The sequence below is a fragment of the Mucilaginibacter sp. genome (assembly GCF_025359345.1).
In the GTDB taxonomy this organism is placed as follows: Bacteria; Bacteroidota; Bacteroidia; order Sphingobacteriales; family Sphingobacteriaceae; genus Mucilaginibacter.
In genome coordinates, this window is sequence record NZ_JANYGQ010000001.1 from 110,227 (window position 1) to 126,107 (window position 15,881).

Sequence of the window (15,881 nt, forward strand, 5' to 3'; positions counted from 1 at the left end):
CAAACGATGTTCAGTTTAAAAGGGAAAATAGCGGTAATTACCGGCGGGGGTAGTGGAATAGGGAAGGCCATGTCATTGCTTTTTGCACAACAAGGCGCACTGGTACATATTATTTAATTAGATGTGAATGGCGCCATTGAAACTGTTAAAGAAATTAAAGCTAACAAGGGGGACGCACAATATCATACTTGTGATGTTAGTAAACAGGAACAAGTTATAGCTGTTTTCAAAAAAATCGGCGCAGTGGATATCCTCATTAATAACGCGGGTATTGCGCATATTGGCCGGGCGGATACAACTAACGAAGAGGATTTTGACAGAGTTTACAACGTAAACGTAAAAGGCGTTTACAATTGCTTATATGCCGCAATTCCGATAATGAAATCAAACGGCGGCGGTGTCATCCTGAATACCGCGTCAATTGCTGCACACGTAGGTATTGTTGATCGTTTTGCCTATTCAACCAGCAAGGGGGCTATTTATGCTATGACCTTGTCGGTAGCGAGGGACTATTTGCATGATAACATCAGGTGCAACAGTATATCACCAGCAAGGGTCCATACCCCATTTGTGGACGGGTTTATTGCAAAAAATTACCAGGGCCGCGAAGAAGAGATGTTCGATAAGCTATCTAAATCGCAGCCTATTGGGCGTATGGGTAAACCTGGAGAAGTCGCTACCCTTGCCTTGTATCTAAGTTCGGACGAGGCGGGATTTATAACAGGTACGGACTATCCCATCGACGGTGGTTTTATAACTTTAAACAACTAAAAATTATGATAAAAAGACTCACCCTTTTGGCATTGCTGCTATACTGCTTTAGCGCAAACGCCCAGACAAAGTACAGCCCCACCGCCGACAACCTGGCGGCCCGCGAAAATTTTCAGGATATGAAATTCGGTATGTTCATCCATTGGGGTATATACAGCCAGTTAGGCGCCGGAGAATGGGTAATGCACGACAAAAATATTCCTTACAACAACTACAAACGCCTGGCCGACTTTTTTAACCCGCAAGCCTTTAATGCCAAAAAGTGGGTTGCATTTGCAAAACGGGCAGGTATGAAATACATTACTATTACTTCGCGCCACCACGATGGTTTTAGCATGTTTGCAACAAAGTTTTCTCCTTATAACATTGTTGACGCGACGCCTTACCATAAAGATCCATTGATGGAACTTGCACAGGAATGCCAGAAAGAAGGCATCGAACTGCACTTTTACTATTCACTGCTCGATTGGGGACGGCCCGATTATAATTTCGGAAGCCCAATTGTAAACGGAAAGCCCGTAAACGGCGATTGGGATAGCTATATCAAGTTTATGAAAGACCAGCTTACCGAACTGATCACTAAATATCCCGCGGTAAAAGGAATTTGGTTCGACGGGGAATGGGAACGGCATTCAGTAAACTGGCACTTTGACGAGATTTACGGCTTGATTCATAAGCTCAATCCCGCAATAATGATTGGCAACAATCACCACCTTGCACCAATTGACGGCGAAGATTTCCAGATGTTTGAAAAAGATTTACCCGGTAATAATACAACCGGCTTTAATAATGAACAATCAATTGGAGCGCTGCCATTAGAAACCTGCGAAACCATTAATGGTAGCTGGGGCTTTAATATAAACGACCGGAATTATAAATCTGTAAAACAGATCATCCATTACCTCGTAAATGCCGCAAGCAGAAACGCTAATTTTTTATTAAATATCGGCCCGATGCCAAACGGGAAAATTCAACCGGAATTTACGGATACGCTCACTGCAGTTGGCGCGTGGATGCAAAAGAATGGCCAAAGCATTTATGGAACAAGGGGTAATATCATACCTGCGCAGCAGTGGGGAGTTGTTACCGGCAAAAGTAAAACGCTGTATGTGCATATATTGGATATGCCGGAGCAACCCTATATTTTTCTGCCTTTGTTTAAAGGAAAGATTGAAAAAGTACGCGCATTAGCTGACGGTAGCAGCATAAAATACAAACAGGTGCCTGAAGGTGTTTTTGTGTACACCAATAACCTGAAGACCGACCCCAATGATACTATTATACAGATAACAACAGATTAATATAACAAATGAAGCTGATTAGATTTGGAGAACCTGGCAAAGAAAAAACAGGTGTGATCATCGACGGAAAAAAATACGATACCTCAACATTTGGTGAAGACTATAACGAATATTTTTTTGAAACCAACGGCATAGCGCGCCTGGCTGATTTTATTGATAATAACGCGCTAACCCAGGTTGCTGATGATGAGCGTTTGGGCTGTCCCCTGGCAAGGCCATCCAAAATTGTTTGTATCGGGTTAAATTATGTTGATCATGCCAGGGAAACCAATGCCAGCCCACCAACGGAACCGGTAATTTTCATGAAAGCCACAACCGCAATTGTTGGCCCGTTTGATGACATCATCATTCCCAAAAATTCGAAAAAGACCGATTGGGAAGTTGAACTGGCAGTTGTTATCGGCAAACAAGCGAGTTACGTAGCCGAAGCTGATGCAATGGATTATGTAGCAGGCTATGTATTGCATAACGATGTATCAGAACGTGAGTTCCAGATAGAACGCGGTGGAACCTGGGACAAGGGAAAAGGATGTGACACATTTGCACCTATTGGTCCTTTCTTCGCCACCAAAGATGAGATACCTGATCCGCAAAACCTTCGGTTATGGCTCAAGGTTAATGGTGAAATAATGCAGGATGGCAATACGAATAACTTCATCTTTAATATTCCTTTTCTAATTGCTTACACAAGCCAATTTATGACGTTGTTACCGGGCGATATTATATCAACCGGAACGCCCGCGGGCGTAGGCCTCGGAATGAAACCACCTTTTTATCTTAAACCGGGTGATATAGTTGAGTTAGGGATTGACGGATTAGGAACTTCAAGACAGGCTGTAAAATCTTATGTTTAAAACAGGCACACCTGTGAATTGTACAAAATGGTGCTTTTTGAAACGATAGCGCGGCTCAGCTTATAAATTAAAACAAGAACGATTAAATGGATCTCCAGTTTAAAGATAAAATTATAATAGTAACCGGCGGCGCTAAAGGGATAGGTGCTGCCATTGTTAAATTGCTCGCCCAGGAGGGGGCTGTTCCCGTTATAGTGGGGCGCGATGAGAGCGACAATATGAAATTGGTAAACGAAATCCAAAATATTGGCGGCAACTGTTTTCAGGTTACGGCGGAGTTAATAAAGCCTGAAAGCTGCGCAATTGTTGTTGAAAAGGTGGTTAATAAATACGGGCGAATTGACGGATTAGTAAACAATGCCGGCGTAAATGATGGTGTGGGCCTCGAAACCGGTGACTATGAAGGCTTTATGCTGAGCCTTCATAAAAACGTTGTTCACTATTACTTAATGGCACATTTTTCTTTACCATATTTAAAATTATCGCAGGGAGTGATCTTGAACATAGGTTCAAAAACTGCCGAAACAGGGCAGGGTGGAACATCAGCCTATGCGGCCTCAAATGGTGCCCGCAATGCGCTGACCAGGGAATGGGCCGTGGAGCTTTTACCTTATAAAATTCGTGTCAATTCAATAATAGTTGCTGAATGTTGGACCCCGCTGTACGAAAGCTGGATAAACACGGTGCCAGACCCGGAACAAAAACTATTTGAGATAAAAGCTAAAATACCACTAGAGAACCGGATGACAACCACGGAGGAGATCGCCAACACGGCTGTATTCCTGCTTTCGGAACGGTCAAGCCACACTACCGGGCAATTGATCCATGTTGATGGTGGCTACGTGCACCTTGACAGGGCCTTGGGCAAATAAATATACCTTGACAATATACACCCCCTGGGTTATTGCCCCGAAGGTGATGTGATTGCCGATGTTTGTGTTTTCCTTATTTCAGACAAAGCACGGTTTATTACGGGTTCAATTCTGCCCGTTAGCGGCTGGGCGGAATTAGGGTATAGATCATTAAGATAAATCATAGACTACACCGTCATACCGGGCAAAGTTTATCGCGGGGACTATTAACGTGAACTTTCTACGGCATAGATAAAACTATCTCCTTTTTAGTACCACAGGTTATATTCAATTCCTATGAAAAGCTTAGCCAATTATTGGATGGGTACTAACCAGCCAAACAAACGTTTGTGTCAAACTTCCCATAAAAATCCATTGTAGTTATTTCAGGACCAATACTTTAAACGCTAAATCGACATTGTTAAACGCTGGTTTTAGCCGGAGGGACTGTCGTTTATCAATCACAGCGCAAACGTTTGTGTAAAAAAAATATTACGAATATGTTTTTTTTCAATAATTTCAGCTTTTGAAACTTATCCCCAATTTAATATTGTTTTTAAGCGATATTGCAAAATGGTCAAACAGGTAATTAAAAAGTGTCTTGGGGACAAATAACTACTGCGATCATTTTAATTGTCTTACACCTTATACACTTTGCGGATAGCTGATTTGGTAGAAACTTTTTAAAAAAATATAAGAAGTATCGATAGATATGTTAAGTTTATATAAATTTAGGCACAATTTTTAGAGCTATTGAAAAAGTTTCAGTTAATGAATGATGATGAATTGATATCCCTTTTAAAAAAAGGGGATGAATTGTCTTTTACTGAAATTTACGATCGCTATTGGGACAAATTATACTTTATCGCTTATAAATTGCTTAAGGAGACCTGCGCTGCAGAAGAAATTGTGCAGGAAGTGTTTCTGACTTTATGGAAAAAAAAGGAGTCATTATCGATCAAATCGATAGCTCCTTACCTTGCCGCTATGACCCGTTATGCAGTTTACCGCCACGCTGCTCAAATAAGAAATTCTAAACGACAGGAAAATTTATTGGGCATTCTAAATGTCGAAGCAATTTCAGAAATAGATATCAATCAAAAAATTTTATTGGAAATCATTACGGACATGTCCAATAAACTACCTGGAAAATGTCGCCTGGTTTTTCAGTATAACAAATTACAGGACATGCCATTAGCTGAAGTTGCTGAAAACTTGAATATTTCCCAAAAAACAGCCGAAGGACACCTGACCAAGGCCCTGCGTGTAATCAGGGCAAATTTTGATGGCCCCATGAGCGACCTTTTACTTTTTATGCTGGTGATGCGGTTATTTATTAAATAAATCCGGCTATCCTGTTTCCCTGTTAAACAAGTTATTTTTATTGTAGGAAAAAAAACGCAGAAGTTTTCAATTTCGGGCAAGGGTATTTATCTCTTTTTTGACTCTATAGTTGTAAAAGCGGCATACTTAGCCAGATGAATAAGAAAGAACTACAACAATTAGCAGCAAAATACCTGGGCGGTGAGGCATCGGCGGAGGAGAAAAACTTGCTTGAGCAATGGTATAATACAGTCCATGATGATGAGGTCGTAAATGTTTCCATTGAACGCCCGGAATCGGAAGCAGATATTAAACAACGGATATTCGAGAATCTCCAGCTAAAAATAAACGAGGTTCCCCCCATACGTAAACACCCCGGCTCAGTTAGGCGGATGGTTGTTTATATTGTTTCTGTTGCCGCTACCGTCATTTTTATCGCCTCGAGCCTTGCTTGGTATTTCAACTGGTTGAATCCAGCTGGTGATAAAGCGAATACACATATTGCTAAGATAGTTGCACCCCGGATTATGGAGGTGACATTGCCTGATGGTTCAAAAGTTTGGCTTAGTGCCCATTCAATATTTAAATACCCTAAAGTTTTTTTGGGGAAAACCCGCCAGGTTGAATTAGTGGAAGGCCGGGCATTTTTTGATGTAAAACATCAAAGTGATCATCCTTTTATTGTAAAAACCGAAAGCCTGAATATAACGGTACTTGGGACGTCGTTCGATGTAAGCGCTAATCAAAAAGCAGGAACAACTAAAGTTAGCGTAGTGAGCGGGAAGGTAGGCGTTACTTTTAACGGTAAACGCAATCAGCATGCTATTATGCTGTTGCCAAAACAACAGATTGTTCTATCTAATGCTAATAATCAAATAAAAAAAGAACCGGCGCAGGAAGCAGTTGTGAATTTATGGTGTAAAAGCCCGCTTGTTTTTGAGCAGGAGAATTTGAACAATATATTCAAGGCATTAGAAAAGCAATACAACACACGCATTACTGTAGATAATAAACAATTGCTCGATGAGCGTATATCTATAACATTAAGCAATCAACACTTAGATACCATTATGGCAATTTTAAGCTTCACCAAACATTTTAAATATCAGATAGCCAATGACAGCACTGTAGTTATTAAATAAAACCATCCGGACTTAGCAGCTAAGAAAAGGAATAAAACCGGGAACACTTCGAATGTCCCCGGAAATAAGAGCAGCCCCTGCATATATGCTTGAGACCCATATACAGACGGCTTTAGTTTAACAGATTTATTAAACCAAACAAATATGATGAATTTTTACGGCAAACCACTGCCCTTACTCCGAAAATGCATGCGCATTTCTACAATTATCGTTAGCATACAAATATGCTGTTCGACCCTCCTGATGGCTTACGGTACCCGGGCACAGGAGATGAATTTTAACGTCGAGAAAGTGAGTGTTAAAAAGGTTTTTAAACTTATAGAACGCCAGGCGAAAGTGACATTTGTTTATGACGAACAGATATTCAGCCAGTTGCCGCCGCTTACCCTTCACATCAAAAATCTGCAATTGACGGATGTATTGGGGCTGTTGCACGATAAAACACAATTGCAATTTAAAGCAATTGGTAATTACATTGGTGTAGTACAAAATACAGGTGATATTTCGCAACTTAATGAAGCTTCTATTCGTGACAATAACGCTTCTAAAATACAGGGCGTGGTAAAGGATTCCAAAGGCGAACCCATTATTGGCGTGAGTATTTTGGTAAAAGGCACCTCGCGCGGCACGCAAACCGACGTAAATGGTAATTTTTCAATTGACGCGAATGTTGGCGAAGTACTTGTTTTTGGATATTTGGGCTACATTAAACAAGAGGTGACCATTTCGTCACAGACCCAATTAAACATTGTTCTTGTTGAAAATCCCAATCAATTAACAGAAGTTGTAGTAACAGCTTTGGGTGTTAAAAGAGAAAAGAAATCCTTAACCTATGCTTCCCAGCAGATAGGGGGTGATGAATTGAGAACAGCAGCTAACACTAATTTTGTGGATGCACTTAGCGGCAAGGCGGCAGGCCTTGATATCAAAATCAGCAACTCGGGTGCGGGTGGGTCTACTAAGGCTGTACTAAGAGGAAATAAATCTTTGCTTGGGTACAGCGAGGCCCTTTATGTAATAGATGGTATTCCAATGGTAAATAACAAAACGCCGCAGCCCGGTTCTTATGGCGGAACAGATGGCGGGGATGGACTTTCAACAATCAATCCTGCCGATATTGAAAGTATCAGCATTTTAAGAGGGGCCAGCGCTTCCATTCTTTATGGCAGCCAGGGCGCCAATGGCGTAATATTAATTACCACTAAAAAAGGAAAAGCCGGTAAAGTAACGATAGACTTTAACTCCAGTTCTATTTTCGATAAGGTATCGGGGCTTCCTGATTTTCAATATCGTTATGGCACGACAGGTGGAGATTACAGCTGGACACCTACCGGACAACCTGTTGTTAAATCAGATAGTTATCAAAAAAATTATATTAAAGATTTCTTCCAGACAGGTTCAACTATTACCAATTCAGTAGCAATACATGGAGGTACAGACAAAACAACCGTCTATTTTTCTTACGCAAATACCTCAGCAAAAGGTATCGTTCCAACAAACACTTACGATAAAAACAATTTTTCGTTCAATCAGAGTACTAAATTGTTAAATGACAAGCTTACTATAAGTTCCAATGTCATGATCTCTGCCGAAAAATCTAAAAACCGCCCGGGCGCTGGTTACTATAACAACCCGCTCACCGGTTTGTATTTGTTTGCAAGGGATCGGAACTTTGACACCTACAAGCAAAACTACCAGGCATTTGATGCCACCAGGAATTTGTATAAAATGAACTGGTACTCCACTGAAGAAAAGCAAAACAACCCTTTCTGGGAAATTAATAACGATTCTAAACTGGAAACCTCCAAACGGGCGATTGCCAATGTGAAACTCGCCTATGAAATTGCGAAGAACCTTAAGTTTGAAGTAAGGGGCAACGTCGATTACAATAATATTCTGAGAGATTTTCGCTATGCCGCAGCCGGCAACTCGGTAAGTGTTAGCCCGAATGGAACCTGGAATTATACAAAATACACAGATCAGGCGCTGTATACAGACGGTATCCTTACGTATAACAAAACATTTGGAAAATTTAGTTTAAATGCATTGGCTGGTGTTAGCTACCAGAAAAATACATTTAACGATGGTATGAATGTCAACAATGGTACGGTATCATTACAATACCCTAACTTTTTCACTTTTGCTAATATTCCTTATAACATAATGTTTAACAGTACCATCAATGAAACGTTGAAACAAGGTGCTTTTGCAAACGCAACGATAGGATATAAAAACTTTTTATTCGCTGATATTGCTGTACGTAATGACTGGGCCTCCACCCTCGCTCTTACCGGAAACGAGTCTTATCTATATCCTTCTTTTGGGCTTACTGCAATTATTAGCCAAATGGTGCAATTGCCACAAGCCATTTCATTCTTTAAAGTGAGAGCAGCGTTGTCTCAAACAGCAAATGAAGTGCCGTTTAACGTGGTAAATCCGTTGAATAGCATTGGTGGTACAGGTGACCCCAGTGGTATTGGGGGTATCAACAGGAATACCCAGGTACCTTTCACTAACCTAAAACCAGAGAAGATTGTAAGTCATGAATATGGTACCGAAATCAAATTTTTCAATGATAGACTCGGACTGGATTTCACCTATTACAAAGATATTAGTACCAATCAGTTCCTTACCCTGGCGGCGCCTTCTGGTTCGGGCTACACAACTTACTTTGTTAATGCTGGAAAGATTGACAACCATGGATTTGAATTTACGCTGACTGCGGATCCTATTCGCTCCGGGACTTTTAGCTGGAAAACTGCAATCAACGGTTCGCAGAACAAAAATAAAATTGTTGAATTAATTTCATCCAATCCAAACTACCAGGTAGGTGGCGATGATGAAGGTTTTGCCTCAATTATTAAAGCAGGTGGTTCTTTCAACGATGTGTATATCTACAAATTTGCAAGAAACGATGCCGGTCAAATTATATTGGATGCCAGCGGGGTTCCAACCAAAGCAGCAACACAGACAAAAGTAGGAAATGTTAACCCTGACTACTTGCTTGGATGGAACAACAGTTTTACCTACAATAATTTCTTTGCCAGCTTTCTTATCAATGGAAAATTCGGGGGCGTTGCATTCTCTAAAACAGAGGCATTCCTTGACTCTTACGGTGTAAGTGAAAGAACTGCAGCAGCAAGAGATAAAGGTAGTGTGCCCATCAATGCCGTTAGTTCTACAGGAACAGCTGTTACATCAATCGATCCATATACTTATTACTCAGCGGTTGGTGACAGGAATAAAATCATGGAGCCTTATATATTTTCCAGAACAAATGTAAGATTGGCTCAATTGGTATTGGGCTATACTTTCAAGTCTAAAGGTGAAAACCCAATTTTTAAAGATGCTTCTGTGTCTTTAGTAGGAAGGAATTTATTCTTCTTATATAAAAAGGCCCCTTACGATCCTGAACAATCCATGAGCACAAGCAATTCCATGCAGTCCAATGATGTATTTGGCTTGCCTTCTACAAGATCGTTTGGATTTAACGTGAAGTTTACATTTTAAAAAAAATTGATATGAAACAGATAACTATTGCGATATTATGTTTGATTATACTCGGGTCGTGTACAAAGGATTTTGTTAAAACAAACCAGGACCCCAATCAAATCTCAGATGAGTTGCTTAAACAGGATTTTAACCTCGTAGGGTCTCCGTTTTCGGGTATGATATTTAACTTGAATGGTCACCAGATTGAAGAGGATTTATGTTATGATTCATGGATGGGATATATGGCTACGCCCACCGATTTTGTGGGTAATGTAAACAACACTACCTATTACATGCGTTGGAACGTATATTGGGGCCGCGTATATGGTAGTGTAATGTCCCCGGCAAAACAAGTCATCACATTGGCCAAAGACAATAAATTGCCCCTTTTTGCCACTTGGGCTAAGCTTGTAAGTGTTTTGGCCACTTCTAAACTAACGGCTATCCACGGGCCTATTATTTATTCCAATTATGGCAGCACGGCTAACTCCATTTTGTATGATAAAGAATCTGATTTGTACACCCTTTACTTTAAACAACTCGATTCCATTCAAACAGATTTTGCTGCAAATAAAACATACGCAGGTTTTGCAAAATTTGATCCAACCGCCTATAAAGGCAGTATCCCTCAATGGATGAAAGTGGTAAATTCTTTGAGATTGAGACTGGCGATACGTTTGTCAAAAGTTGATCCGGCAACCGCCAAAACCCAGGGTGAAAAAGCATTGTCTGATCCGGCTGGATTAATAACCACCAATGCAGACAATTTTACCAATTCCTTAGTAGGAAATATTATGCCCGTTGCCCAGATTTGTTACCAATGGGATGATACCCGTATGGGGGCACCAATGGAATCATTTATGGTCGGCTTAAAAGATGGCAGGATTTCAAAATATTTTGCTCCCTTAGATAACCCAGCTTTGGCCGCTGATCATCCAGCTACTCCTTATAAAGGCATCCGTAACGGAGCTTACATTAAAGCAAAAGCCGATCATGTTCCATTCTCCAAGGTATCTAACGATTTTAACAGTGTAACAACCAGAAGGGATTTTACTGCAGCGGAAGTGTCATTTCTTAAAGCTGAGGCGGGACTTAGAGGCTGGGCCGGAGCGGGTGATCCGAAGACTAATTATGAAGATGGCGTAAGATTATCTTTTGCAGATTGGGGAGCTCCTGGTGTAGACGCTTATCTGGCCGACAATACAAGTAAGCCTGTTAGCTATACAGATCCTGTTGACGCACGGAATAATTTTACTGCACTTTCTACGATTACCGTAGCATGGAATGATGCTGATAATAATGAGTTGAAACTGGAGAAGATTCTTACCCAGAAATACCTCGCTGCATTTACCCAAACACTGGAAGCTTGGGTAGACTTCAGAAGAACTGGCTATCCTAAAATTCCGCATGTAGCCAAGAATGACAGCAGCCCTGATTGGGGTGTTATTCCAGCTGATCAGTGGATCAAAAGAATGCCTTTTGTGAATGGTGAAAGAACGGGTAATACAGCGGCTGTTGCGGATGCCGTATCAAAAATGGGCGCCGGTGCAAAAGATGATATTGCAACCCGCCTGTGGTGGGACACTGGTAATCCTTCAAATTTCTAGTGCACTCTAGTCGCATAATTTTTTATTGATTGTTCGGGGTGGTGAAATAGCTACCCCGAATTTTTTCCATATTAAGCAAACAGATCGGTAATAATCACCAAAATTGAAAAAGCCGGCATTTTGCCTTATGCAAATTGATTTGAATTTGCAATTCCGACACCCGGTTTGAGCATTGGATTGTTTGTTTACAGAAAAGTATTTTTAGCTATAGCAGAAGCTCATACGCTAAAGCTAAATTTCTGATTTTTTACAAAGCATAACCTTTAACCTTTTCAATGGAGGCTGTTTCATAATATTGGAACAGCCTCTTTTTTCTTTGGTTCATTTGGAAAGATAGAGCCTATTTCTTGGAAAAAAACTTTCCCTGATTAAGCTCTTAGCCTAAAATCAATTAACTGAACGGGGTAAAAAGATAAGGGAAAAAGGAAAATTCAATTCAATAAACACATTTATAAACATTTTGCCTGATAAATCCCAATAGCGCTTAATAACAAGATAAAAACGTAAAACTTTAGCCTTTTACCAACGCCTTTATTTGTATACCGATTATATTTTGGATAAGCTGGATTGAAATACCCAGGGTTTAACCCCGAAGTGTATCCGCATAGAGCGTTATGAAATTATCTTGAACTTTTATTATGATTAAAAAACACCTTTCACTGCACATTTTAATGGTTGCCAGCCTCTTCTTTTATTCTGCAACCGTGTATGCCCAACAAAAAACCAACCCTGATTCTATCCGGAAGAAAATGCAATGGTTCGCCGATGCAAAGCTTGGCATCTTTATTCATTGGGGCATTTACTCGGTAAATGGAATTGATGAAAGCTGGAGTTTTCACAATAAAAAAATCAGCTATAAAAATTACATGAAGCAAATACAAGGGTTCACTGCCTCCATGTATAATCCGGAGGGATGGGCTGACTTAATTAAAGAAACCGGGGCACGATATGCAGTTATTACTACCAAACATCATGATGGTGTGGCATTGTGGCCCACAAAACAACATCATTTTAATGTAGTTGATAATTCGCCTGCAAAAAGAGATGTGTTAAAACCCTTTTATGAGGCTTTAGATAAAAGAGGGATCAAACGCGGGGCCTACTTTTCTTTGATAGATTGGAGCCATCCTGATTACCCCGGGTTTTTAAAAGACAGCAGCAGGTACAATGTTGCTCATAATCCTCAAAAATGGCAGCGTTTTCAACAATTTTTTCAGGCACAAATTGATGAAGTGAACAAAGCATATAAACCTGACCTGTGGTGGTTTGATGGCGACTGGGAACATAGCGCCGACGAATGGCAGGCAGAAAAAGTAAGGAAACAAATTTTAAATATCAAGCCAGAAGCTATTATTAATGGCAGGTTGCAAGGATATGGCGATTACGATACACCCGAACAAAACTTCCCGGTTAGCCGCCCTAAATTTAATTGGTGGGAATTGTGTATGACAACCAATAACAACTGGGGCTACCATCCTGACGACAGCAATTACAAAACACCGTTTGAAGTAATCAGCCTATTTGTAGATGCGGTTAGCAATGGCGGAAATCTTTTATTGGATATTGGCCCCAAAGAAGACGGAACTATCCCTGCAGAACAAGTAAATATTTTAAAGGAACTGGGAAAGTGGAACAAGAAAAATGGAGAAGGAATTTTCGGGACGCTGCCTGGCTTGCCCCAGGGCCATTTTTATGGGCCTACCACCCTATCAAAAGATTCAACCGTTATTTATCTTTTTTTACCGGGGCAAACCGCTGGAAATATTATGCTGAAAGGCTTGGTAAACACCATTAAAGATGTTCAGGTGGTTGGGACAGATGTTCACCTAAAACCAAAAGTTGTGGGGAAAATATCATGGAGCTCAGTACCCGGCATTGTTTTTATAAACGTGCCGGAAAAAGATAAAGACCCTTATATTACAGTTGTTAAATTGCAATTGGATAAACCGGTACAATTGTATCATGGGCAGGGAGGTTTAAATTAGAAAGAATGAATTCCATCAATCGTTTGTATTTCATCAAAGCAGTTAACCTGATTGTAATGGGGCTGTTGCTAGTTACGGCTTCATTTTCACAAACTAAACCCATTATCAGGATGGGGGCTGCTGATACCCGCTCATTTGATGATGGCTGGTTGTTTGGCCGGTATGGGTTACAAGCTGATGCTTCGAGGATTGAAGAACCCAAGAATTTGGAAAGCGTCAAGTTCAATGATAACGATTGGAAAAAACTTAGCCTGCCTCATGACTGGGCCATTACGGGCCCGTTCAGGATTGAATTGGAAGGAGCAACGGGCAAATTACCCTGGAAGGGAATAGGCTGGTACAGGAAACATTTTACGCTTCCGGCTACGGATGCAGGCAAACAGGTATTTGTAGATTTTGACGGAGCCATGGCCAATGCGAAAATTTGGCTCAACGGCAAATATGTGGGCACGTGGCCTTATGGGTATAATTCTTTCCGGATGGATTTAACGCCTTACATTAAAGCCGGACAAGAGAATATACTAGCTGTCCGGCTCGATACCGAAAACTGGGATTCGCGATGGTATCCGGGCGCAGGCATTTACCGTCATGTTTGGCTGGTTAAAACAAAGCAGGTGCATGTTGCTAATTGGGGTACTTACATTACTACTCCTGACGTTTCAAAAACTTCGGCAAAGGTTAAAATGGACGTAACTATCGATAATCAAGGTAAATCGGTAGTTAATGCAAGTATTCAAACAGATGTATTTGAATTAGACAGGAATAATAAACAAGGTGCAAAGGTTACTTCTTTCAATAAATCCGTTGTTGAAATTGAACCCGGAAAAAGTACTGTAATAGCAACGCAGGCTTTAATTAAGAATCCAAAACGCTGGGATCTTCTTTCGCCTAATCGTTATATTGCCCAAACTACTGTAACTGTAAATGGTGAATTAATGGATACTTACGATACGCCGTTCGGTATCCGCACCATTGAATTTACCGCCCGAAATGGCTTTTTGCTGAATGGCCGAAGGGTTGAAATTCAGGGAACTTGCAACCATCATGATTTAGGAGCTTTAGGCGCTGCCTTTAATACCAGTGCGTTGCGGAGGCAATTAACAATTTTGAAAACTATGGGCTGTAATGCATTGCGTACTTCACACAACCCTCCCGCGCCTGAATTGCTCGAACTGGCTGACCAGATGGGGTTCCTGGTTTGGGACGAAGCGTTCGACTGCTGGAAAAATGGCAAACGTAAATTGGATTATAACAAGCTTTATGAAGAATGGCATGAAAGGGATTTGAAAGCCATGGTCCATCGTGATCGTAACCATCCCTCAGTATTTATCTGGTCAATTGGAAATGAAGTGATGGATCAGCGTAATGTTGTAATGACAAAGCATTTGGCCGACATTGTCCGGGCTGAGGACCCCACGCGTCCTGTTTCCAACGGATATAATGATCCCGATGGTGGCCGTGAAGTTGGAGCAGTGGAAGGTTTAGATATTATGGGTGTGAATTATTTTTTTGGCCAGCAACCCAAATGGGATGCTGATGCACGATATAAGAATAAACCAACCATTGGCAGCGAAACATCTTCATGTGTATCATCGCGTGGCGAATATTTTTTTGGGAATGATTATCAGAATTGGCAAATATCTTCTTATGATAATGCCTATCCGGGTTGGGGTTGCTCGCCGGATGAACAATTTCGTACCAACGCCAGATATCCACACCTGTTAGGTGAATTTGTATGGACCGGCTTTGATTATATTGGCGAACCGACACCATATAATTCAGATGAAACTAATTTGCAAAATTTCCGCAATGATCCCGAAAAAAAGAAAGAACTGGACGCAAAGCTTGATGAGATCCGCAAAAAGAATCCACCTTCCCGAAGCAGCTATTTCGGTATTGTAGATTTAGCAGGGTTTCCAAAAGATCGTTTTTATCTTTATCAGTCACATTGGAGACCTGACTATCCCATGGCACATATTTTACCACATTGGAACTGGGCAGAAAGGATTGGACAAGTTACACCTGTTAACGTTTACACTTCCGGTGATGAAGCGGAGCTGTTTTTGAATGGAAAGAGCCTGGGGCGCAAAACAAAAACACCGGGAAAAGATTTTCGGTTGATTTGGGACTCTGTAAAATATACTCCAGGCGAACTGAAAGTAGTTTGTTATAAAAATGGAAAGCAATGGGCTACCGACGTGGTTAAAACCACCGGTGAAGCGGCTAATCTTACCCTTTCTGTCGACCGTTCGGTGATCAAAGCAAGCGGCGATGACTTATCTTACATTACGGTTAAAGTAACCGATAAAGATGACTTATTAGTGCCCCGTTCGCATCCGTTGATTAAATTCTCAATTGAAGGACCTGGGGAGATAGTAGCAACTGACAACGGTGACGCCACCAGTTTTGTTCCTTTTCAAAGTCATCAGAGGTCGGCCTATAATGGAATGGCGCTGGTGATTGTAAAGGCAAAAAAAGGCCAAAAGGGTAAATTTTATATAAAAGCACAAAGTGCCGGGTTGGGTAGTAAGGCTTTGGCAGTTGAGAGTAAATAA

Annotated in this window: 9 protein-coding genes and 1 pseudogene; all 10 read left to right on the forward strand. The window is 41.0% G+C overall.

The annotated features are described in order from the left end of the window. The first annotated feature begins 6 nt into the window (after nt 1–6). The 10 genes and pseudogenes from Q0R52_RS00535 to galB all read left to right on the forward strand — a co-directional run bounded on the left by Q0R52_RS00535 (nt 7) and on the right by galB (nt 15,881). Nucleotides 7–771: pseudogene (locus Q0R52_RS00535) on the forward strand (glucose 1-dehydrogenase). A gap of 5 nt (nt 772–776) precedes the next feature. Next, nucleotides 777–2,072, forward strand: a complete 1,296-nt coding sequence (locus tag Q0R52_RS00540) for an alpha-L-fucosidase (RefSeq protein WP_295790845.1) — start codon at nt 777–779, stop codon at nt 2,070–2,072. Nucleotides 2,073–2,080: 8 nt separating this feature from the next. Continuing rightward, nucleotides 2,081–2,926 carry a fumarylacetoacetate hydrolase family protein gene (locus tag Q0R52_RS00545; RefSeq protein WP_295790848.1) on the forward strand — a complete coding sequence of 282 codons (846 nt, stop codon included), beginning with the start codon at nt 2,081–2,083 and terminating at the stop codon, nt 2,924–2,926. Nucleotides 2,927–3,012: 86 nt separating this feature from the next. Continuing rightward, complete coding sequence (locus Q0R52_RS00550) at nt 3,013–3,798, forward strand: SDR family oxidoreductase (RefSeq protein WP_295790850.1); 786 nt, start codon at nt 3,013–3,015, stop codon at nt 3,796–3,798. 750 nt (nt 3,799–4,548) lie between these two features. Continuing rightward, nucleotides 4,549–5,121 carry a sigma-70 family RNA polymerase sigma factor gene (locus tag Q0R52_RS00555; RefSeq protein ID WP_295790852.1) on the forward strand — a complete coding sequence of 191 codons (573 nt, stop codon included), beginning with the start codon at nt 4,549–4,551 and terminating at the stop codon, nt 5,119–5,121. 134 nt (nt 5,122–5,255) lie between these two features. Beyond that, a complete protein-coding gene (locus Q0R52_RS00560; protein ID WP_295790857.1) occupies nt 5,256–6,242 on the forward strand; it encodes a FecR domain-containing protein in 987 nt (328 codons plus the stop codon). 144 nt (nt 6,243–6,386) lie between these two features. Beyond that, nucleotides 6,387–9,752, forward strand: a complete 3,366-nt coding sequence (locus tag Q0R52_RS00565) for a SusC/RagA family TonB-linked outer membrane protein (protein ID WP_295790859.1) — start codon at nt 6,387–6,389, stop codon at nt 9,750–9,752. Nucleotides 9,753–9,763: 11 nt separating this feature from the next. After that, complete coding sequence (locus Q0R52_RS00570; RefSeq protein WP_295790862.1) at nt 9,764–11,341, forward strand: SusD/RagB family nutrient-binding outer membrane lipoprotein; 1,578 nt, start codon at nt 9,764–9,766, stop codon at nt 11,339–11,341. Nucleotides 11,342–11,979: 638 nt separating this feature from the next. Beyond that, entirely contained in the window at nt 11,980–13,326 is a 1,347-nt protein-coding gene (locus Q0R52_RS00575; RefSeq protein ID WP_295790865.1) for an alpha-L-fucosidase, read from the forward strand. A 5-nt stretch (nt 13,327–13,331) separates the two neighbouring features. Beyond that, the gene (galB, locus tag Q0R52_RS00580) at nt 13,332–15,881 is read left to right on the forward strand and encodes a beta-galactosidase GalB (RefSeq protein WP_295790868.1); all 2,550 of its coding nucleotides are present in this window, start codon (nt 13,332–13,334) and stop codon (nt 15,879–15,881) included.